The organism is Erwinia phyllosphaerae (assembly GCF_019132875.1).
Taxonomy (GTDB): Bacteria; Pseudomonadota; Gammaproteobacteria; order Enterobacterales; family Enterobacteriaceae; genus Erwinia; species Erwinia phyllosphaerae.
This window is the reverse complement of sequence record NZ_JAHSPF010000005.1, coordinates 312,053-333,745: the sequence shown is the minus strand read 5'-3', so window position 1 is coordinate 333,745 and position 21,693 is coordinate 312,053. Positions and strand designations below refer to the sequence as shown.

19 protein-coding genes and 1 other RNA gene are annotated in these 21,693 nt (G+C 54.1%); 7 read left to right on the top strand and 13 right to left on the bottom strand.

The annotated features are described in order from the left end of the window. Positions 1 to 23: 23 nt before the first annotated feature. Positions 24 to 602: a YecA/YgfB family protein gene (locus KUE00_RS11695; protein ID WP_246760060.1), complete on the bottom strand. Its 579-nt coding sequence runs from the start codon at positions 600 to 602 to the stop codon at positions 24 to 26. A gap of 170 nt (positions 603 to 772) precedes the next feature. Between KUE00_RS11695 and zapA the strand changes: the two genes are divergently transcribed. The 3 genes from zapA (at position 773) to KUE00_RS11680 (ending at position 1,996) form a co-directional block, all read left to right on the top strand. Continuing rightward, positions 773 to 1,102, top strand: a complete 330-nt coding sequence (zapA, locus tag KUE00_RS11690) for a cell division protein ZapA (RefSeq protein ID WP_125287340.1) — start codon at positions 773 to 775, stop codon at positions 1,100 to 1,102. 41 nt (positions 1,103 to 1,143) lie between these two features. Next, positions 1,144 to 1,328, top strand: a non-coding RNA gene (ssrS, locus tag KUE00_RS11685) — 6S RNA. A gap of 80 nt (positions 1,329 to 1,408) precedes the next feature. Beyond that, positions 1,409 to 1,996 carry a 5-formyltetrahydrofolate cyclo-ligase gene (locus KUE00_RS11680; RefSeq protein WP_246760059.1) on the top strand — a complete coding sequence of 196 codons (588 nt, stop codon included), beginning with the start codon at positions 1,409 to 1,411 and terminating at the stop codon, positions 1,994 to 1,996. A 75-nt stretch (positions 1,997 to 2,071) separates the two neighbouring features. On the opposite strand, the gene serA is transcribed toward KUE00_RS11680, so the two are convergent. Both serA and rpiA read right to left on the bottom strand, forming a co-directional pair. Continuing rightward, the gene (gene serA, locus KUE00_RS11675; RefSeq protein WP_246760058.1) at positions 2,072 to 3,307 is read right to left on the bottom strand and encodes a phosphoglycerate dehydrogenase; all 1,236 of its coding nucleotides are present in this window, start codon (positions 3,305 to 3,307) and stop codon (positions 2,072 to 2,074) included. Between the two features lie 573 nt (positions 3,308 to 3,880). Next, positions 3,881 to 4,540, bottom strand: coding sequence for a ribose-5-phosphate isomerase RpiA (gene rpiA / locus KUE00_RS11670; RefSeq protein WP_246760057.1), 660 nt, complete (start codon positions 4,538 to 4,540; stop codon positions 3,881 to 3,883). A 193-nt stretch (positions 4,541 to 4,733) separates the two neighbouring features. Between rpiA and KUE00_RS11665 the strand changes: the two genes are divergently transcribed. Continuing rightward, complete coding sequence (locus tag KUE00_RS11665) at positions 4,734 to 5,630, top strand: LysR family transcriptional regulator ArgP (protein WP_246760056.1); 897 nt, start codon at positions 4,734 to 4,736, stop codon at positions 5,628 to 5,630. 98 nt (positions 5,631 to 5,728) lie between these two features. On the opposite strand, the gene KUE00_RS11660 is transcribed toward KUE00_RS11665, so the two are convergent. The 6 genes from KUE00_RS11660 to epd form a co-directional block, all read right to left on the bottom strand. Continuing rightward, positions 5,729 to 6,448, bottom strand: a complete 720-nt coding sequence (locus KUE00_RS11660) for an oxidative stress defense protein (RefSeq protein WP_246760055.1) — start codon at positions 6,446 to 6,448, stop codon at positions 5,729 to 5,731. A 149-nt stretch (positions 6,449 to 6,597) separates the two neighbouring features. Further along, complete coding sequence (argO, locus tag KUE00_RS11655; RefSeq protein WP_246760054.1) at positions 6,598 to 7,215, bottom strand: arginine exporter ArgO; 618 nt, start codon at positions 7,213 to 7,215, stop codon at positions 6,598 to 6,600. A 212-nt stretch (positions 7,216 to 7,427) separates the two neighbouring features. Next, positions 7,428 to 8,330 (bottom strand): small-conductance mechanosensitive channel MscS, encoded by a 903-nt coding sequence (gene mscS / locus KUE00_RS11650; RefSeq protein ID WP_246760053.1) that lies wholly within the window; start codon positions 8,328 to 8,330, stop codon positions 7,428 to 7,430. A gap of 298 nt (positions 8,331 to 8,628) precedes the next feature. Next, positions 8,629 to 9,708, bottom strand: coding sequence for a class II fructose-bisphosphate aldolase (gene fbaA, locus KUE00_RS11645; RefSeq protein ID WP_246760052.1), 1,080 nt, complete (start codon positions 9,706 to 9,708; stop codon positions 8,629 to 8,631). An 89-nt stretch (positions 9,709 to 9,797) separates the two neighbouring features. Then, positions 9,798 to 10,958: a phosphoglycerate kinase gene (gene pgk, locus KUE00_RS11640; protein WP_246760051.1), complete on the bottom strand. Its 1,161-nt coding sequence runs from the start codon at positions 10,956 to 10,958 to the stop codon at positions 9,798 to 9,800. Positions 10,959 to 10,980: 22 nt separating this feature from the next. Next, complete coding sequence (gene epd, locus KUE00_RS11635; RefSeq protein ID WP_246760050.1) at positions 10,981 to 12,027, bottom strand: erythrose-4-phosphate dehydrogenase; 1,047 nt, start codon at positions 12,025 to 12,027, stop codon at positions 10,981 to 10,983. Positions 12,028 to 12,500: 473 nt separating this feature from the next. Here epd and KUE00_RS11630 point away from each other — a divergent pair, with 473 nt between their 5' ends. Then, entirely contained in the window at positions 12,501 to 13,244 is a 744-nt protein-coding gene (locus KUE00_RS11630) for a bactofilin family protein (protein ID WP_246760049.1), read from the top strand. A 109-nt stretch (positions 13,245 to 13,353) separates the two neighbouring features. On the opposite strand, the gene tkt is transcribed toward KUE00_RS11630, so the two are convergent. Continuing rightward, the gene (gene tkt / locus KUE00_RS11625) at positions 13,354 to 15,345 is read right to left on the bottom strand and encodes a transketolase (protein ID WP_246760048.1); all 1,992 of its coding nucleotides are present in this window, start codon (positions 15,343 to 15,345) and stop codon (positions 13,354 to 13,356) included. Between the two features lie 274 nt (positions 15,346 to 15,619). Here tkt and loiP point away from each other — a divergent pair, with 274 nt between their 5' ends. Further along, the gene (loiP, locus tag KUE00_RS11620; RefSeq protein WP_246760047.1) at positions 15,620 to 16,372 is read left to right on the top strand and encodes a metalloprotease LoiP; all 753 of its coding nucleotides are present in this window, start codon (positions 15,620 to 15,622) and stop codon (positions 16,370 to 16,372) included. A 111-nt stretch (positions 16,373 to 16,483) separates the two neighbouring features. Here loiP and speB read toward each other — a convergent pair whose 3' ends face one another. From speB to KUE00_RS21955, 3 genes are all read right to left on the bottom strand, one after another. Continuing rightward, positions 16,484 to 17,407: an agmatinase gene (gene speB / locus KUE00_RS11615; RefSeq protein WP_246760046.1), complete on the bottom strand. Its 924-nt coding sequence runs from the start codon at positions 17,405 to 17,407 to the stop codon at positions 16,484 to 16,486. A 141-nt stretch (positions 17,408 to 17,548) separates the two neighbouring features. Further along, entirely contained in the window at positions 17,549 to 19,525 is a 1,977-nt protein-coding gene (speA, locus tag KUE00_RS11610; protein WP_246760045.1) for a biosynthetic arginine decarboxylase, read from the bottom strand. Beyond that, positions 19,518 to 19,619 (bottom strand): hypothetical protein, encoded by a 102-nt coding sequence (locus tag KUE00_RS21955; RefSeq protein ID WP_414148902.1) that lies wholly within the window; start codon positions 19,617 to 19,619, stop codon positions 19,518 to 19,520. The genes speA and KUE00_RS21955 overlap by 8 nt, the downstream gene beginning before the upstream one ends. Positions 19,620 to 20,294: 675 nt before the next feature. Between KUE00_RS21955 and metK the strand changes: the two genes are divergently transcribed. Further along, positions 20,295 to 21,449 (top strand): methionine adenosyltransferase, encoded by a 1,155-nt coding sequence (gene metK / locus KUE00_RS11605; protein ID WP_246760044.1) that lies wholly within the window; start codon positions 20,295 to 20,297, stop codon positions 21,447 to 21,449. Positions 21,450 to 21,693: the final 244 nt, after the last annotated feature.

Sequence of the window (21,693 nt, the reverse complement as noted above, 5' to 3'; positions counted from 1 at the left end):
TTCTCCTGAATGCGGGTGGTCGCTTAGTGCAGAGTCGGTTTTTTCACTTCCACCGCTGTCGGCGCGGTATGGGTAAAGGTCTCATGGCAGAGCAGCGCGGCTACGCGCACATACTCAATCACCTCTTCCAGCGACTGTTCCAGCTCTTCCTGGTCTTCATCTTCATCATAGCCGAGCTGGGCGATAGTACGCAGATCGTCAATCGCTTCGCCAGTTTCGCCTTTCACCTTATCAAGCTTAGGCTGCGATACGCCCAGGCCAAGCAGAAAGTGGTTTACCCAGCCTGCCAGCGCATCGGCGCGATCGAAAACGGTGATGTCGTCATCTTCCGGCAGATAAAGCTGGAACAGGAAGCCCTCGTCTTCCAGCGTATCGCCAATGCCCTGATGCAGCTGCGCCAGCGGCTGAGCCAGCGTCTGCGAGAACGCCATTCCTTCATTGGTAAGATCGTAAACCAGAGCCTGCCAGCTACTATCCTTGTTGCCGCCGCAGAGAATTCCGCTGATCAGGCCATGCATTTCAGCGGGGGTCATTCCTACCCCCTGCTGCGTCAGTGCTGAAGCCAGCGCGTCATAGCCCGGCATTGTGTTTGATAGTGACATAGGTTTTGGTCATCGTTGGCTGGTTAAGTTCATGTTATGCTACCACCAGGTGCCTCTTTGATTCCAGAAAGGGGTTGTTTCTTCTGCCAGGGGTAGATATAGTTGCGCCCCTCCCAAGCCATTGAGCGGCAAGGGAGATTACCGGCGAAGTAATCAGTCAGGATGGTTTTATGTCTGCACAGCCCGTAGATATTCAAATTTTTGGCCGTTCCTTAAGAGTGAATTGTCCGCCTGAACAGCAAGATGCGCTGAATCTGGCCGCCGAAGACCTTAATCAACGGTTGCAAGATCTTAAAGTTCGCACTAGAGTCACCAATACCGAACAGCTGGTATTCATTGCTGCGTTGAACATCTGCCACGAGTTGGCGCAGGAAAAAATGAAGACTCGGGATTATGCCAGTAATATGGAACAGCGTATCCGAATGTTACAGCAGACCATTGAGCAGGCGTTGCTTGAACAAGGTCGCATTACGGAAAGAACCGGAACGCAATTCGAATAACACGTCAGCGTTATCTGTGGTAGAGTAACGGTGAAGTAAAAAATTCTCTGAGATGTTTGCAAGCGGGCCAGTCCCCTGAGCCGATATTTCATACCAAACAGAGTGTGGCGCTCTGTAACCTGTGTGCATGCTCGGTCCGTCCGAGAAGCCTGACGGTTATGACGGTACACTCACCTTGAACCAAGGGTTCAAGGGTTACAGCCTGCGGCGGCATCTCGGAGATTCCCTTCTTTTTACCGGTAAGCTTTACCCGTGCTTTCTGGTTATATTACCCCTCTTTCGTCTGTTTTTGACACGGTGAAACCGATGAGCCTTAGCCTTCTCGATCGCCAGGATATTCGCACCCACGTTCGTCACTTACGGCGCGGTTTAACGCCCGAACAGCAGCAGCTGGCCGCCACTCAGGTTGCCGAGCACGCGCTCAATTTCCAGCCCATCCAGCAAGCCCGCAAAATTGCGCTATTCCTGTCTTTTGACGGCGAACTGAATACCCGGCCGCTTATTGCCAAACTCTGGCAGCACAAGCAGGCAGTTTATCTGCCGGTACTGCATCCCTTTTCTCGCGGCCAGCTCCTGTTTTTGCGCTATGACGTCGACACGCCGCTAAAACCCAACCGGCTACGCATTCCTGAACCGCCGCTGGATATTCGCAATCTCGCCACGCTGGACGAGCTGGATGTGATGATGGTGCCGCTGGTGGCCTTTGACAAGCATGGGCAGCGTCTGGGGATGGGCGGCGGTTTTTACGATCGTACGCTACAGAACTGGCAGCAGCATGGCGTATTGCCGGTTGGCCTGGCGCACGACTGCCAGCAGGTTGAAAAGCTGCCGGTGGCGGAATGGGACGTGCCGCTGCCTGCGATTGTGACGCCTTCAAAACTCTGGCAGTGGTGAGAAAGCCGTAACGCGCTTATGACATTAAGCGGCAGAAAAAGAAAAGCGCCCCGCCATGCGGGACGCTTTTTTCAATCAGTAAAGCAGACGAGCGCGGATGGTGCCGGGGATAGCCTTCATCAGCTGTAGCGCGGTATTGGCGACGTCCTGCGGCGCGTCGATATCAATGACCACATAGCCCATTTGCGGCGTAGTTTGCAGATACTGAGCGGCAATGTTGATGCCCTGCTCGGCAAAAATTTTGTTGATAGCGGTCAGTACGCCAGGACGGTTTTCGTGGGTGTGCAGCAGACGGCTCTGATCGCCATGCATCGGCAGCGACACTTCCGGGAAGTTAACGGCGGACAGCGTAGAACCGTTATCGGAATATTTCGCCAGCTTGCCTGCTACTTCAATACCGATGTTTTCCTGCGCTTCCTGCGTCGAGCCGCCGATATGCGGCGTCAGGATGACGTTATCGAACTCGCACAGCGGTGAGTTAAACGGATCGGCATTGGTGGCCGGTTCCTCAGGGAAAACGTCAATCGCCGCACCGGCCAGGTGTTTATCCGCCAGCACTTTGCACAGCGCCGGGATATCAACCACGGTGCCGCGAGAAGCGTTAATCAGCAGCGAGCCAGGCTTCATCATCGCCAGCTCTTCTGCACCCATCATATTCTGGGTAGAAGCGGTTTCCGGCACGTGCAGGCTGACCACGTCGCTCATATTCAGCAGTTCTGACAGATAGCGAACCTGCGTGGCGTTGCCCAGCGGCAGCTTGCTTTCAATATCGTAAAAGAAAACGTGCATGCCCAGGCTTTCCGCCAGCACGCCAAGCTGCATACCGATGTGGCCATAGCCAATGATACCCAGCTTTTTACCGCGTGCTTCGTAAGAACCTACCGCCAGCTTGTTCCAGATGCCACGGTGCGCTTTAGCGTTGGCTGCCGGTACGCCGCGCAGCATCAGCAGCAGCTCGCCGATAACCAGTTCTGCCACGGATCGGGTATTGGAGAAAGGCGCGTTAAATACCGGAATCCCGCGTTTTTCTGCCGCTTTCAGATCGACCTGGTTGGTGCCGATACAGAAGCAGCCCACCGCGACCAGTTTTTCCGCCGCAGCGAAAATTTCTTCGGTCAGGTTGGTACGCGAACGGATCCCGATAAAGTGCGCATCGCGAATCGCCTCTTTCAGCGTCTCGCTGTCCAGCGCGCCCTTGTGAAATTCGATATTGGTATAGCCCGATGCCCGAAGATTATCAATCGCGCTCTGGTGCACGCCTTCGACCAGCAGGAACTTAATCTTGTCTTTCTCCAGTGATACTTTTGCCATTTCCCGACCCTATTCAGCAGACTTCAGAAGTGGCTGGTTTATTACGGTAATAAGCCAGCCTTCTGTCAAAATATCAAAATTTCGGCGCGCGGCAATACAAACGATTGCCTGCACTCCAGCATGCTACGGGAAAGCCTCGGTACAAATCGACAGATAATCACGATGCGTAGACCTTCATTAGCAGGATCGCACTGTTGCGATCGATTCCGTGATATATGTCACTAAATTCAGCCTGCGAAAGAAAAGTTGTTTTTTATCAAAAAATAATCACCGCGGCCTGCACGACCATAAGATCGTTTTTCTATGGCTGCATTGCGCCGCCAGCGGCTTCTGTCAGCCTGACGAGTTTTGTAACCCACCTGCCATGCCTGTCCGGCAGAGTTTTGGGCTGTCAGCAATGCCTGTCCGGCAGAGCTTTTACGCCACCAGCAACGCCTGTCCGGCAGAGCTTTTACGCCACCAACAACGCCTGTCCGGCGAGCTTTCATGCAACCAGCAACGCCTGTCCGGCAGAGTTTTGGGCCGCCAGCAATGCCTGTCAGCCCGAGCGCGTTTTTACGCTGTCGACCTTAATCAACCTTGCAGGGTTTTCACACCGTCGGCGGTGCCAATTAGCGCAATATCCGCCGCACGCGTGGCAAACAGACCTACCGTTACGACGCCAGGCAGCGCGTTGATGGCCTTTTCCAGCGCAACCGCATCCAGAATTTTCAGGTTATGCACATCAAGGATGACGTTACCGTTATCGGTGACCACGTGCTGACGATACTCCGGCAGGCCGCCCAGCTTAACCAGTTCACGCGCGACAAAGCTACGCGCCATCGGGATAACCTCAACCGGCAGCGGGAACTTACCCAGCACGTCGACCTGTTTGGACTCATCCGCAATGCAGACAAACGTGTCGGCCACGGCAGCAATAATCTTCTCGCGAGTCAGCGCTGCTCCACCGCCCTTGATCATCTGCATTGCGCCGTTGATCTCGTCGGCGCCGTCGACATAGACCGACAGTGAATCGACTTCGTTCAGGTCGAAAACCGGGATACCCAGGCTTTTCAACCTGAGCGTAGAGGCTTCCGAACTGGAAACCGCGCCTTCGATGTCGTGCTTAATGGTGCCCAGCGCGTCAATAAAATGGGCGGCGGTCGAACCGGTGCCCACGCCAACAATCGTCCCGCGCTTGACGTATTTTAACGCGGCCCAGCCAACGGCTTTTTTCAGTTCATCCTGCGTCATGGTAAGTTTAGAATCCGTGCAGCTACTGTGTGGCGATAGTATAAAACAACCCTCGCCGAAAAAACCGCTCCGTAGCGGCATTTGTTGCGAGTATGGAAGAGATGCCGCAAAACCAGCACGCTTAAGCACAGGGCAAAATGACAAAAATATGGCATAGTGCAGATTCCACACCTGAAAGAGAGCTAAAACAACAATGAAACGCCCGGACTATCGAACGCTTCAGGCGCTGGATGCAGTGATTCGCGAGCGCGGCTTTGAACGCGCGGCACAGAAACTTTGTATTACGCAATCTGCGGTTTCGCAGCGTATTAAGCAGCTGGAAAACATGTTCGGCCAGCCGTTGCTGGTGCGCACGGTGCCGCCGCGCCCGACGGAACAGGGGCAAAAACTGCTGGCACTCCTGCATCAGGTCGAACTACTGGAAGAGGAGTGGCTGGGTGATGAACACAGCGGCACCACGCCATTGCTGCTGTCGCTGGCGGTCAACGCCGACAGCCTGGCAACCTGGCTTCTGCCCGCGTTGAAAACCGTTTTGAGCGACTCACCGGTACGTCTGAACCTACAGGTTGAAGACGAAACCCGCACCCAGGAACGGTTACGCCGTGGCGAAGTGGTTGGCGCGGTCAGTATCCAGCCGCAGCCGCTACCAAGCTGTCTGGTCGATCAGCTGGGCGCGCTGGATTATTTGTTTGTGGGTTCCAAAGAGTTTGCGGCACGGTATTTCCCGAACGGCGTCACCCGTTCTGCGCTGCTGAAAGCGCCTGCGGTCGCTTTTGACCACCTTGATGATATGCACCAGGCGTTTTTACAGCAGAATTTCGATCTGTCGCCGGGCAGCGTGCCTTGCCATATCGTCAACTCGTCAGAGGCCTTTGTGCAGCTGGCTCGTCAGGGCACCACCTGCTGTATGATCCCGCATTTGCAAATTGAACGTGAACTGGCGGAAGGCGAACTGATTGACCTGACGCCAGGGCTGTTTCAGCGCCGTATGCTTTACTGGCATCGTTTTGCCCCGGAAAGCCGCTTAATGCGTAAAGTTACCGATGCATTGATTGCGCACGGACACCGCGTGCTGCGCCAGGGGACATAAGTTTGCTATCGGGCAGCGGTCGCCGCACCTTGCCGGCATAAAACAGGACGGGAAAACGTCCGGTGAGCCGTTACCGGACGTTCTTTTCAAACGAAAAACTACTGCTTACGCTGTAGCTCAAAGACCACATCCACCTGATCGTCAAAGTGAATGCTTTGCTGCTCGTAGGTCTGCGCGGCGGAACTCATCGGTGCGGCGTCGGCAGTTTTAAACATCCGCGCCATAGGCATTGGCTGATAGTTCGCAACATGATAGCGGATGCTGTAAACCGGCCCCAGCTGGGCATTAAAGCCTTTCGCCAGTGCGCCAGCCTGCTGGATAGCGTTATCGATAGCGGCCTGACGGGCCTTATCACGGTAGCTGTCAGGATTAGAGACGCCCAGCTCCACCGAGCGGATCTCATTCAGACCCGATTTAAGCGCGCCGTCCAGCAGCTCGTTCAGCTTATCCAGCTGGCGCAGCGTAACCTGCACCTGACGTATCGCCCGGTAGCCTTTCAACTCCGACTTGCCGTCTTTCAGATAGTCATATTCGGGCTGCGTGCGCAGATTAGCCGCATTGATATCTTTTTTATCAATGCCGTTTTTTTGCAGGAAGTCAAAATACTGGGCGACGCGGCTGTCGGCCTGCTTTTTAGCTTCCGAAGCATCTTTAGAAGAAACGCCCACTTCGATAGCCAGCGTGGCGATATCTGGCGTAGCGTCAACGCTCGCCTGTCCGGAAGTCACAACGTGCGGGCCGTTAGGCAATTCATCGGCAACAGCAGCCAAAGGAGAGGCAAAAATCAGGGCGGCCAGAGCCAGTTTAGTCAGCTTCAAAGGATTCCTCCATGGGACTTCAATCATCTTAAAAGAAGCTGGCCTTTATGCAGCGCGCCAGCTTCAGCAACGTGTTCCATCAGCACGCATCTTAGTGCGATTATACCTGCCAGACTATGACCGCAATTCCTGGAGTGAGTTCTGTTTTATCAGAAACCTGTCGCCTGTAGCGCCAGCTTTAGCGCAATGCCCCACATTACCAGCCCCACCAGCAGGTTAATAATACGCTGGGCTTTGGTGGTATTGAGACGCGGCGCAAGCCAGGCGGCCAGCAGCGCCAGGCCAAAAAACCAGATAAGCGAAGCGCTGGCCGAACCAAGAGCGAACCACTTACGCGCATCAGCCGGAAGCTGGCCGCCCAGGCTGCCTAATACGACAAAGGTATCCAGGTAAACATGAGGATTAAGCCAGGTGACGGCCAGCAAGGTGGCAATAATACGCCAGCGGCTTTGCTTCATTGCGCTGCTGGAAGCCAGCTCAATATTGCCGCTTGTTGCGGTACGTAACGCCCCCCAACCGTACCAGAGCAGGAAGAGCACGCCGCCCCAGGTAACCAGATTCAACAGCAGCGTGGAATGCGTCAGCAGCGCGCTACCACCAAATACGCCTCCGCAAATCAGCAGGATGTCGCTCAGAGTGCAGAGTCCGGCGGTCATCAGATGGTAGTGACGGCGTACGCCCTGGTTCATCACAAAGGCATTTTGCGGCCCGAGCGGCAGGATTAGCGCAGCGCCCAGCGCCATGCCCTGAAAGAAGACGGAAAACATGGTAATTCCTCAAATAATCGTGACTGGCGGCGAGTGTATAGCGGCAGTAACATTAGAGGAAATGGAAAAATCTTATGATATATCAGTAAAACTAATACAGAAGAACAGAGAAAAGGCGAACCAATGTTCGCCTTCAGATTGCTGCTGCAAAGAATCCTTTTGCTGCCTGCGCGATGGTTTTTTACTGCCGCGCAGGCCTGACCATGATGCTGTTACTCGGCGTGCACTGGTGCACGCGCTGCGGCTGGCGCTGATTCGCTTTTTGCTTCAGCGCTTTTATCCTGATGAAGATGAACGTCCATTTGCGGATAAGGAATACCGATGTTGTTTGCATCCAGCGTGCGCTTGAAGTTTTTCATCAGATCCCAGTAAACGTTTTGCAGATCGCCCGCGTTACTCCAGCAGCGTACAACGTAGTTAACAGAAGAAGCCGCCAGCTCGTTCAGGCCAATCTGCACGCCCATGTCCTGCAATACGCGCGGATCCGCATCCACAACCTCACGCAGCAGCTTTAACACCTGGTCAACGTCAGCGTCGTACGAAACGCCAATGATAAACTCATTACGGCGAACCGGTTCGCGCGAGAAGTTAACGATGTTACCGGCAATGATTTTTCCGTTTGGCACCACCACGGTTTTACCGTCTGAAGACTTCAGCGTGGTAGAGAAAATCTGCACCTGCTGCACCGTTCCCATAATACCGATATCGATAAAGTCACCGGTACGGAACGGACGGAAGGTGACCAGCAGTACGCCAGCCGCCAGGTTAGACAGCGAACCTTGCAGGGCCAGGCCCACGGCTAAACCGGCGGCACCCAGTACGGCGATGACCGATGCCGTTTGCACGCCAACGCGTCCCAGTGCGGCAATTAGCGTAAAAGCGATAACGCCATAGCGCACCAGCGCTGAAAGGAAATCCGCGACGGTGGCGTCGATATGACGAGCGCGCAGTACTTTGTTTAGCGTTCTGGCGATAATGCGCGCCACGATTGAACCGATAATCAGAATGATAATGGCCGCGACGATATTTACCGCATAGCTCAGCAGCAGCGCCTGGTTATGTACCAGCCAGCTGCCGGCACGGTTGACGCCGTCAACTACGTTCAAATCTTCCATATGCTTATCCTGTTGTTGTTCCCCGACGGGAAGTAAGCAGTTATTGATTGCCAGTGAATGCCAGCATCCCAAACCCCAAGCGTAACCAAAAATCGCGGCGGGTGCCAAATAACGAGGCAAATTAATAATTTGTTACGCGCATAACGCTATTTTAACCGTGCTTTTTGCAAGGTTTAAAAACGGTCAGCGGGGATAACGGAGGCACGTTTTATAACATCGTTAAAATATGATGTGAGGGGTAAGAGAGAACGCATAAAAAAGGCTCCACCAGGGAGCCTTTAATAACAGATACAGCCGCTTACAGCACGTCTACCGCATTCAGTTCTTTAAACGCCTGTTCCAGACGAGTAATCATAGAAGTCTGAGCGGAACGCAGCCATACGCGCGGATCGTAATATTTCTTGTTTGGTTTGTCTGCGCCTTCCGGGTTACCCAGCTGCGCCTGCAGATAGCCTTCGTTCTTTTTGTAGTACTGCAGAATACCGTCCCAGGTTGCCCATTGGGTATCGGTATCGATGTTCATTTTGATCACGCCATAGCTGATTGATTCCTCAATCTCAGCGGCAGAAGAACCGGAACCACCGTGGAAAACGAAGTCCAGCGCATTATGCGGCAGGTTATGTTTTTTAGTCACATAGGCCTGTGAATCACGCAGAATGGTCGGGGTCAGCTTCACGTTACCCGGCTTGTATACGCCGTGCACGTTGCCGAAAGAGGCAGCAATGGTGAAGCGTGGGCTGATAGCGTTCAGTTTCTCATAAGCGTAGTCAACGTCTTCCGGCTGGGTATACAGCGCAGAAGCGTCCATGTGGCTGTTGTCCACGCCGTCTTCTTCACCACCGGTGCAGCCCAGCTCGATTTCCAGCGTCATGTTGATTTTCGCCATGCGCGCCAGGTACTTGCTGCTGATTTCGATGTTTTCTTCCAGCGACTCTTCGGAAAGGTCGATCATGTGGGAAGAGAACAGCGGCTTACCGGTTTTCTCGAAGTGCGCTTCGCCCGCGTCCAGCAGACCGTCGATCCACGGCAGCAGTTTTTTAGCACAGTGGTCGGTATGCAGGATAACCGGCACGCCATAGTGTTCTGCCATCTGATGCACGTGATGTGCGCCAGAGATTGCGCCCAGGATGGCTGCGGCCTGTGGCTTGTCGGATTTCAGGCCTTTACCGGCAATAAAGGCCGCGCCGCCGTTAGAGAACTGGATGATAACCGGCGCTTTGACCTTCGCGGCAGTTTCCAGAACGGCGTTAATGGAGTCGGTGCCGACGCAGTTTACCGCTGGCAGTGCGAACTTGTTCTCTTTTGCGACTTGAAAGATTTTCTGTACGTCATCACCGGTGACAACGCCTGGTTTTACGAAATCAAAAATTTTAGACATGTTTTTTGTCCTGTTTCGTCGGCCGTAGTAAAGATTTTGCGCCTGATTGGGCAAATCATTTTGACGGAGGCAGCCCTCCGCCACAGAGGTTACTGTTTCGCACGCTCTTCCAGCATGGCAACCGCTGGCAGGGTTTTACCTTCCACGAACTCCAGGAAAGCGCCGCCGCCGGTAGAGATATAGGAGATTTTATCTTCAATGCCGAAGAGGTCGATCGCCGCCAGCGTATCACCGCCGCCTGCGATAGAGAATGCGTCGCTGTCGGCAATGGCTTTCGCCACGATTTCGGTGCCTTTGCGGAAATTCGGGAACTCAAACACGCCGACCGGGCCATTCCACAGAATGGTTTTGGCTTCTTTCAACAACTTAGCCATTGCCTGAGCGGTTTCGTCACCGAAGTCCATGATCTCTTCGTTATCCTGTACTTCCGTCACTTTCTTCACGGTAGAAGGCGCAGTTTCAGAGAATTCCGTGCCGACGCGGGAGTCGGTTGGCACCGGAATTTTAAATTCGTCGCGCAGTTTTTTCGCCGCATCAACAAAATCTGGCTCGTACAGAGACTTGCCCACTTTATTGTCGATAGCCACAAAGGTATTGGCGATGCCGCCGCCAACGATCACGGTATCAGCGATTTTTACCAGCGAGTTCAGCACGTCAAATTTAGTGGAAACTTTAGAACCACCTACCACGGCGACCATTGGGCGTGCAGGCTCTTTCAGTGCTTTGCCCAGCGCTTCCAGCTCGTTAGCCAACAGCGGGCCAGCACAGGCTACCGGTGCATATTTACCTACGCCGTGGGTAGAAGCCTGAGCACGGTGCGCGGTGCCGAAAGCATCCATTATATAAACATCGCACAGCGCGGCATATTTTTTAGAGAGCGCCTCATCGTCCTTTTTCTCGCCTTTATTGAAACGGACGTTTTCCAGTACGACCAGCTCACCTTCTGCCACTTCAACGCCGTCCAGATAATCTTTTTCCAGACGCACCGGCGAAGAAAGCTTCTCTTTCAGGTAGTTGACTACCGGCAGCAGAGAGAACTCTTCGTTGTATTCGCCTTCGGTCGGACGGCCCAGGTGAGAAGTAACCATTACTTTCGCACCCTGTTTCAGCGCGGCTTCAATGGTAGGCAGTGAAGCACGGATACGTGCGTCAGAGGTCACTTTGCCCTCTTTCACCGGCACGTTTAAATCGGAACGAATCAGTACGCGTTTCCCGGCAAGATCCAAATCAGTCATTTTAATTACAGACATGGTGAGTCCTCTCGTTGATTCTCTAAATTTTAAAGGCGCAATCCGCGCCCTGGCTGAAGCCGCTGGCGGCCATTGCTAACGTGGTATCGATCATCCGGTTAGCAAAGCCCCATTCGTTGTCGCACCAGACCAGCGTTTTGATCAGGTGCTGACCGCTGACCCGCGTTTGCGTGCCGTCCACAATGGCACTGTGCGGATCGTGGTTAAAATCGATGGAGACTAACGGTAATTCCGTATAGTCAACTATACCACTAAATGTTTTTTCTGAGGCGTTTCGCAGCAGCGCGTTGACTTCACAGGCTTTTACCGCCGAGCGTACGCTGACGCTTAAGTCAATCGCCGTCACGTTGATCGTGGGTACGCGCACCGCTATCGCTTCAAAACGGTCGTTAAATTTCGGAAAAATACGCGTAATACCGGCAGCAAGTCGGGTGTCCACTGGAATAATCGACTGGCTGGCGGCGCGAGTCCGTCGCAGATCGGTATGGTAAGCGTCGATAACCTGCTGATCGTGCATGGCCGAATGGATAGTGGTTACCGTTCCCGACTCAATACCAAAGGCATCATCTAACAGTTTGATAACAGGAATAATACAGTTGGTGGTGCAGGAGGCGTTTGACACAATTCGGTCGTCGGGCTTTAGTTCTTTCTCATTTACGCCATAAACCACGGTGGCATCGAGATCGTGGCCGCCAGGATGCGAGAACAGGACTTTTTTGGCACCGGCGGCAAGATGTGCTTCACCGTCTTCGCGGCTGCCCCAGACGCCGGTGCAGTCCAGCACGACATCCACGTTCAGCTCCTGCCAGGGCAGGTCGGCGATAGCGGCGCGATGCAGAATACGGATCGGGTCTTCGCCTACCCACAGCAGATCGCGCTCCTGGCGCACGTCCCAGGCAAAGCGCCCGTGACTGGTATCATACTTCAACAGATGCGCCATGCCGGCCGCTTCCGCCAGCTCATTGACCGCCACGACGGTAATCTCAGCGCGGCGTCCGCTTTCGTAAAGCGCACGTAGTACGTTGCGCCCGATGCGTCCAAAACCGTTTATGGCAATACGAACCGTCATATCACTCCTGCATCCAGATTCAGTGTAAAACCGGGGCGTTAGCCTGAGCCAGACGTTCACGTTTGTACAGGGAATTTTTACGTTCTTAGCCTGCGGTTATGGCGGTAATGTGCCTGCCATCAGGCTTGTTGAAACGGTTCAGCTACAATAAAGACAATGCGGAATAATTGGAATGCGCCAGATCAATCGTCAGCTTAAAAATCTGACCTGCATCACATTTAAGTGAGTTTCTGCATAAAAAACAGACCGATTTAGTGACGGTTGGTAGTACAGTAGCTTTTACTGCTGGTAACGTAAAAATAACCAATCGGCGACACTATTGACGGACTTTTCTTACTTACGCAGTTTAGTAACCTGTTTTTTTACTCTGATAACCGTTTCCAGGAGGGAAACGCTGGCGATACGCCGTGTAAGGGTGCGGCGGGCGCAGGACAGCGCTGGCGTCCTTTTTCTGGTCATTTGTAGACCGGTCTATGAACTACAACCTGCTTTGGTATGTCTGGATAATCTGGGCTTCGGCATTGATTATTTATGCGCTGAGCTGGGGAACCACGCTGATGCTGGTTCGCCAGTATTGGGGCTTGCTGATGACTGCGGCTTCTGCGGTTATCACCTTTCTTGCATTCAGGAAACTCACGTTAAATAAGGAAATAATGATGTTTAAACGTAAAGAGAGCGGTTACCACCCCACCGCACAATCAACCCACGCCTCTTTTGATAATGGACGTGCCTTACCGCCGGACGACGATTTTGAAGAGAGCGTTTCTGCCGCAACGATAGTTAACGCCGCCAGTCTTAACGCCAACGCCAATACCAACACCGCGACTATTCCGGAAACCTGTACCATCGTGGGAGAGATTAACGCGGTAGGCGATATTCACGTTAACGGCAGCGTAAGCGGCAAAATCAATTCCGAGAAAACGGTGTACGTGCAGAAAAATGGCCGCGTGGATGGCGAAATCTGGGCGCAGCGTACGGAGATTAGCGGCGAGCTGAAGGGGTTGTGTCACAGCCGTGAGGTAGCCATCAACGCTAACGGCTTTATGGACGGCACCATTGAGTGCGATTCGCTGGCGGTCAATCAGCTGGGCAAATTCTACGGCCAGTCGAAGCCTTATGAAGAGGTCAGGGAAAAAGAGAGCGGCGTGGTGAAAAATTTTGCTGAAACGCATCTACAGCCCAGCCAGGACTTTCATCTGAGAGAGACGATACAGTAGCGTTCAGAAGGTGAAAGCGGCGTCCGCGCTTCGCGCCCTGGGGCAACCTGCCGGACCCGCTTTCGATTTAAGCTTGAGATCCGCCTGCCGGGCAGGCGAATCTTTGCCGTTACAGCAGCTCTTTTGCCCTGGCAACCACGTTATCTACGGTAAAGCCGAAGATTTCGAACAGCTTTTCAGCCGGGGCCGACTCGCCGAAGGTGGTCATGCCGACAACCGCGCCGTTCAGGCCGGTATACTTGTACCAGTAGTCTGCGATACCCGCTTCGATAGCTACGCGCGCGCTAACCGCTTTTGGCAGCACGGCTTCACGGTAGGTGGCATCCTGCTTGTCGAAAGCATCGGTAGAAGGCATGGAAACCACGCGAGCCTTGTGCCCTTCTGCCGTCAGTTTTTCATATGCGCTAACCGCCAGCTCAACTTCAGAACCGGTTGCGATCAGGATCACGTCCGGCGTGCCTGCACAATCTTTCAGGATATAGGCACCGCGGGCGACGTTAGCCAGCTGTTCAGCATCACGATCCTGCTGCGCCAGGTTCTGGCGAGAGAAAATCAGCGCGGTTGGGCCATCGTGACGTTCAATGGCATATTTCCACGCAACGGCAGATTCAACCTGGTCGCACGGACGCCAGACGCTCATGTTAGGCGTGACGCGCAGGCTGGCCAGCTGCTCAACCGGCTGGTGCGTAGGGCCATCTTCGCCCAGACCGATAGAGTCGTGGGTGTAAACCATCACCTGACGGATTTTCATCAGCGCGGCCATGCGGGCTGCGTTACGCGCATATTCCACGAACATCAGGAAAGTTGCGGTATAAGGCAGGAAACCGCCGTGCAGCGTAATACCGTTAGCGATAGCGGTCATGCCGAACTCACGCACGCCGTAGTGGATATAGTTGCCTGCCGCATCTTCATTGATTGGCTTAGAGCCGGACCACATGGTCAGGTTGCTCGGGGCCAGGTCAGCGGAGCCGCCCAGGTATTCCGGCAGCAGCTTGCCAAAGGCTTCCAGCGCATTCTGAGAAGCTTTACGGCTGGCAATTTTCGCCGGATTAGCCTGCAGCTGCTCGATAAACTTCTGCGATTCGGCCTGCCAGTTTTCCGGCAGCTCGTTTTTCACGCGGCGCTGGAATTCCAGAGCCAGCTCCGGATGAGCTTTGGCGTAGGCGGCGAACTTCTCGTTCCATGCCGCTTCTTTTGCCTGGCCCGCTTCTTTGGCATCCCACTGCGCATAGATATCCTGGGGAATTTCAAACGGCGCGTGGTTCCAGCCCAGCTGCTTGCGGGTCAGTGCAATTTCATCTTCGCCCAGCGGCGCGCCGTGGGAATCGTGCGTGCCCGCTTTGTTTGGCGAACCGAAGCCGATGACGGTTTTGCACATCAGCAGAGAAGGCTTGTCGCTGACGGCTTTCGCTTCTTCAACCGCTTTACGAATAGCTTCTGCATCGTGACCATCTACACCGCGCACCACGTGCCAGCCGTAGGCTTCAAAGCGCTGTGCGGTATCGTCGGTAAACCAGCCGTCGATATGGCCATCAATAGAGATGCCGTTGTCGTCATAGAAAGCGACCAGTTTGCCCAGCTTCAGCGTGCCTGCCAGCGAGCAAACTTCATGGGAGATACCTTCCATCATGCAGCCGTCACCCATAAATACATAGGTGTGGTGATCGACAACGTTATGGCCCGGACGGTTGAACTGTGCGGCCAGAGTGCGCTCGGCAATCGCCATGCCTACGGCGTTAGCGATGCCCTGCCCCAGCGGACCGGTAGTGGTTTCTACGCCTGCGGTATAGCCGAATTCCGGATGACCTGGAGTTTTAGAGTGCAGCTGACGGAAGTTAGCCAGCTCGGCAACAGGCAGATCGTAGCCGCTGAGGTGCAGCAGGCTGTAAATCAGCATGGAGCCGTGACCGTTAGACAGCACAAAGCGGTCGCGATCGGCCCACAGCGGGTTGGTTGGGTTATGGTTCAGGAAATCACGCCATAACACCTCGGCAATATCCGCCATGCCCATAGGCGCGCCCGGGTGGCCGGATTTGGCTTTCTGTACAGCATCCATACTTAATGCGCGAATGGCGTTCGCAAGCTCTTTACGAGAAGACATGTTCTACTCCAGGTCGGATTAAAGGCTTCGCCGTCCTTAACCTATTTTAATCAATTAGTTATCAGGCAAAGCTGCAAAAGACGACCCTCAATGTACATGAAAGAGCGGCCGGATGTACATGGTGAAAAGTGCAAAAAATCAGGGCGATACTTGCTTTTTTCAGACAGGAGAACTATGCATTCAGGCACGAAAAGTTAACATTAGCCCTTCTTTCTTTCCTGCCTGTATTGGCAGGTGTTTGTTTTTATTACCTTGTTATCTAACGGATGGAAAAATGAAAATACCCGCCTCACTTATGGCGCTCTGCGTCGCTACCGCACTTTCTGGCTGCCAGAATTTTGACAGCAATGCGCTTATGCAGTCAGGCGCCCAGGCTTACCAGGCCGCTTCGCTCAGCGATGCGCAGGTTAAGGAACTGAGCGTAAAGTCGTGTGAACAGATGGATAGCGAAGCGCAGATCGCGCCAGCCGACAGCGTTTATACGCAGCGGCTCAACAAAATTGCGGCCGCGCTTGGCGATAATATTAACGGCACACCGGCTAACTATAAGGTTTACCTGACCAAAGACGTTAACGCATGGGCAATGGCAAACGGCTGCATCCGTGTCTACAGCGGCCTGATGGATATGATGACCGATAACGAAGTGGAAGGCGTACTGGGCCACGAGATGGGCCACGTTGCGCTGGGCCATACGCGTCGCGCCATGCAGGTTGCGTATGGGACAACGGCGTTACGCTCTGCTGCCGCCTCCGTGGGCGGCGTTGCCGCAACGCTTTCACAGTCGCAGCTGGGCGAGCTGGGCGAAAAACTGGTTAACGCCCAGTTCTCGCAAAAGCAGGAGTCACAGGCCGACGATTACTCTTTCGATCTGCTGAAAAAACGCGGTATCAGTCCGCTGGGGCTGGAAACCAGTTTTGAAAAGCTGGCGAAGCTGGAAGGCAGCAGCACCAGCACTATGTTCGATTCTCACCCTTCCTCCACCTCTCGCGCGCAGCACATTAAAGAACGTATTGCGGCCGGGAAGTAAAGCGAGTAACGGCAGGCCGCGCATCTTGTGGCCTTGCTTTCGAGGTACAACGTCTCGCCTTCGTAGCGAGACGTTTCAGACTGCCGACAAGCTTGCAGGGCAGCCCAGCGCTTATTCGCCTTTATTGACGGCCTGAACGTGCAGCATATCCAGTGCCAGCGTCGCGGCAGCCAGTGCGGTGATATCGGACTGGTCGTAACCCGGTGCCACTTCCACCAGATCCATACCGACAATGTTCAAGCCCTGCAGACCGCGTACCAGTTTGGTCGCTTTATCCGAAGTCAGGCCGCCCACAACCGGCGTACCTGTACCTGGCGCATGAGCCGGATCCAGACAGTCGATATCAAAAGTCAGGTAGACAGGCATATCGCCGACGATCTCTTTGACCTGGGCAATGATGTCGTCAACGCTGCGATCGTTGATTTGCGCCGCGTCCAGTACGTTAAAGCCCAGCGAGGCGTCAAACTCGGTGCGGATCCCAATCTGTACCGAGCGGGTCGGATCGATCAGATCTTCCTGTGGCGCAGTATAAAACATGGTGCCGTGGTCAAATTTCGGGCCGTTGGAGTAGGTATCGGTATGGGCATCAAAATGCACCAGCGCCAGCTTGCCAAAATGTTTTGCGTGCGCGCGCAGCAACGGCAGCGTGACATAGTGGTCGCCGCCAAACGTCATCATGCGCTTGCCGTTAGCCAGCAGTTTTTCCGCATGCGCCTGCAGTTTGTCGCTCATATCCTGCGAATCGCCAAAGGCATAAACCAGATCGCCGCAGTCCACCACCTTCAGACGCTGGCGCAGATCAAAATTCCACGGCCAGCGGCAGCCTTCCCATGCCAGGTTAGTAGAAATCTGGCGGATCGCGCCCGGCCCTAAGCGACTGCCCGGACGACCGGAAGTCGCGGCGTCAAAAGGTACGCCGGTGATAACCCATTCGGCATCGCTGTCGTAAGGCTGAAAGTTAACCGGAAAACGCATAAAACCAAAGGCGTTTGAAACTAAAGAGTTATCGTACTGGTTACCCAGAGTATTGTTCATAACAGATCCTCTTTTACCGTCGGCCAGACCGGCCTTGCTGATAAAAATAAAAAAAATCCCCGCCGCGTCGTTAGGCCCGACGAGGAAGGGATTTCGGTTCGGCAGAGAATGCTCTGCCCAAAAGCGCTATGCGGTTAAGGCTTACTCATCTTCCAGATAAGTATAACCGTACAGTCCCGCCTCAAACTCTTCGATAAACTGCGCGCGTAGCTCGTCGTCCAGATCGCTTTCGGTAATCTGCTTGCGGAAATGCGTCAGCAGCTCTTTTGGATCCAGCTGCACATATTCCAGCATATCCGCCACGGTATCGCCTTCGTCCGACAGCTGCACGTCCACGCGGCCATCCGCATAGGCGAACACGTCGACCGCTTCGGTATCGCCAAACAGGTTGTGCATATTGCCCAAAATTTCCTGATAGGCGCCAACCATAAAGAAGCCCAGCATCGGCGGATTATCCACATCGTACTGCGGCATCGGCATGGTGGTGGCAATACCGTCGCCGTCCACATAGTGATCGATGGTGCCGTCAGAGTCGCAGGTGATGTCCAGCAGCACCGCGCGGCGCTCTGGCTTTTTATTCAGGCCTTCCAGCGGCAGGACCGGGAACAGCTGATCGATACCCCAGGCGTCCGGCATTGACTGGAACAGCGAGAAGTTGACGTAGATTTTGTCCGCCATCCGCTCCTGTAATTCGTCGATGATTGGACGATGCGCGCGGTTGCCCGGATCGAGATGCTGCTGAATATAGTTACAGACGCTCAGGTAAAGCTGTTCCGCCCAGGCGCGCTGCTCAAGGTTGTAGGTTCCCTGAGAGTAGCCGGTATGGATATCGAACAGATCCATCTGGCTATCGTGCAGCCACTCACGCAGCGAACGGCGATTGTTCGGCTCGTGCATCTCCTGCCAGGTGTCCCACAGGCTGATAATCGGGCGAGGTGCATCTTCCGGTGGCGACTGCGGCGTAATAAATTCATTCCGCTCTACGCCGATAATGTTGGAAACCAGCACCGTATGGTGCGCGGTTACCGCGCGGCCCGATTCGGTAATCACCGTTGGATGCGGCAGGTTATGCTCTTCGCAGGCGTCGCCGATAGCCCAGATAACGTTGTTAGCATATTCGTTCAGGCCGTAGTTCACTGAACAGTCGGACTGCGAGCGCGTTCCTTCGTAATCCACGCCCAGGCCGCCGCCAACGTCAAAACATTGAATGTTAACGCCTAGCTTTGCCAGCTCAACATAGAAACGAGCGGATTCGCGCACGCCGGTAGCGATATCGCGGATATTGGCCATCTGCGAACCAAGGTGGAAATGCAGCAGCTGAAGGCTGTCGATACGCCCTGCTTCACGCATGATTTCTACCAGCTTCAGCACCTGCGTAGCCGACAGGCCGAACTTGGATTTTTCACCGCCGCTGGACTGCCATTTGCCGGAGCCCTGCGAAGCCAGACGCGCGCGAATACCCAGGCGCGGCACGACGTTCAGACGCTCGGCCTCTTCCAGCACCAGCTTCACTTCGGTCATTTTTTCCAGCACCAGATAGACCTTATGGCCCATCTTTTCGCCAATCAGCGCCAGACGAATATATTCACGATCTTTGTAGCCGTTACAAACAATCACCGAACGCGTCATGCCCGCGTGCGCCAGCACCGCCATCAGCTCCGCTTTGGAACCGGCTTCCAGACCCAGCGGCTCGCCGGAATTGATCAGCGATTCGATAACGCGCTTGTGCTGGTTAACCTTAATCGGATAGACCAGGAAATAGTCGCCACGGTAGCCATAAGATTCCCGCGCGCGTTTAAAAGCGGCGTTAATAGAACGCAGGCGATGCTGCAAAATCTGTGGGAAACAGAACAGCGCAGGCAGGCGCTGACCGTCGGCCTCGCGCTCTTTCACCAGCTTTGCCAGATCGACGCGCGCTTCCGGCACGTCCGGATCCGGACAAACGCTGATGTGTCCCAGTTCGTTGACGTCGTAATAGTTATTGCCCCACCAGGCAATATTGTAGGTGCGCAGCATTTTGCTGGCATCTTGATCGCTCATGGCCACCTCCTGCATTGAGCGGAGTACACCCTGTTCGCCTGCTGACGAACCCTTAATCATCTTGCTGTCGTCAGACATCGCGAGCCTCGAATTTCATTGATGCGGAACAGTTCACTACTATCGCAGGGAAAACCCACGACAACAACCCATCGACTACCGGGAAGCTCAGCATAAAACGCTGAAACACCGCACCAGGCGATAGCAGAAGTATAACATTAAACACGTCGCGGACTCCGGGAAGGGGTCAGAGAGCCAATCATGGCGCGCTCAGCCTGGCTGAGAGAACCAGAAGCAAGAGATTACTCGCGGTAAATGTCGGGACCATGACCGACATCGCCGCAACATCGGCACAGCGCAAGAGCAGAAAAAATTAAGGAGAGAGTTCGCACGCCAGAATGGCGTAATGGACCGGCCACGATCATTACTTTCATCACCTCCACACAAGACTGTGGACAACAAAAAAGCGGGTGAAAAGCCAGCGTGAAAGGCTTCACGGCTGACGTGCCTGCCACCGCACCGGAAACGCCGGAATCAGGCAGCGGCGTTTTATACAACCAGCGTTAACAGAATGCAAAATTAAAATGTAAGGAGTCTCTAAAGCCTCAGGCGAAATTGCCGATTTTTATAAAATGTCCGGCTTGTTTCTGCTAAAAAATGCTGGCAATCTGTTTAACGCGTAACCTAAAATAGCCGTCCAGATGTTAATCCATCTATACTGGTTAACTTCTAAGCGTCTTCAAATCATTGTACTGCTCATGGCTTTGCCTGAGGGGGCGCAAAGAAAGAGACCGTTTCTTTTCAGCGCGATGCAGTCGATCCCAACCCGTTTCAGTAAGGTAAAGAATTAATGGCTAAACACCTTTTTACTTCCGAGTCCGTATCAGAAGGACATCCTGATAAAATCGCCGACCAGATCTCAGATGCCGTGCTCGATGCCATTCTTGAGCAGGATCCGAAAGCACGCGTCGCTTGCGAAACCTACGTTAAGACCGGCATGGTGCTGGTAGGTGGCGAAATTACCACCAGCGCGTGGGTAGATATTGAAGAGATCACCCGTAATACCGTGCGTGAAATCGGCTATGTCCATTCCGATATGGGCTTTGATGCCAACTCTTGTGCCGTACTGAATGCTATTGGCAAACAGTCTCCGGACATTAACCAGGGCGTTGACCGTGCCGATCCGCTGGAACAGGGCGCAGGCGACCAGGGTCTGATGTTTGGTTATGCGACTAACGAAACCGACGTGCTGATGCCAGCGCCGGTTACCTATGCGCACCGTCTGGTGCAGCGCCAGTCAGAAGTTCGTAAAAACGGCACCCTGCCGTGGCTGCGTCCGGATGCAAAAAGCCAGATCACTTTCCAGTACGACGCCGGTAAAATCGTGGGCATCGATGCGGTAGTGCTGTCGACTCAGCACTCGGAAGATATTGGCCAGAAAGATCTGCAGGAAGCGGTCATGGAAGAGATCATCAAGCCGGTTCTGCCTGCTGAATGGATCAACGCCGGTACCAAATACCACATCAACCCGACCGGCCGTTTTGTTATCGGTGGCCCAATGGGCGACTGTGGCCTGACCGGTCGTAAAATTATCGTTGATACCTACGGCGGCATGGCTCGTCACGGCGGCGGCGCGTTCTCTGGTAAAGATCCTTCTAAAGTTGACCGTTCAGCAGCCTATGCCGCGCGTTACGTAGCGAAAAACATCGTGGCCGCGGGTCTGGCAGACCGTTGTGAAATTCAGGTTTCCTACGCGATTGGCGTGGCGGAGCCAACTTCCATCATGGTAGAAACCTTCGGGACAGAAAAAATTTCTACCGAGCAGCTGACGCTGCTGGTGCGTGAGTTCTTCGATCTGCGCCCTTACGGCCTGATTCAGATGCTGGATCTGCTGCACCCGATTTACCGCGAGACGGCAGCGTATGGTCACTTTGGCCGCGAGCACTTCCCGTGGGAAAAAACCGACAAAGCGGCGCAGTTGCGTGAAGCAGCCGGCCTGAAGTAAGGTTTTACCTATTACAATGAGGGCACCCACGGGGTGCCCTTTTTGCTGCCTGGACGCTGGCAAATTGCTACAGTCCGTATACACTTTTGCAGGCTTTTTGGGACGCCAGTGTTAACGGTTACATTCAGAAACATCATGCAGCATCTGATAATTAAGAATTTCCAGCCTTAACAATGGCACCTCGAATGCGCTATTTTCAGCGCTGTCCGATGGAGTGCCCACGGGGAACCAGGCGAGACTGTTA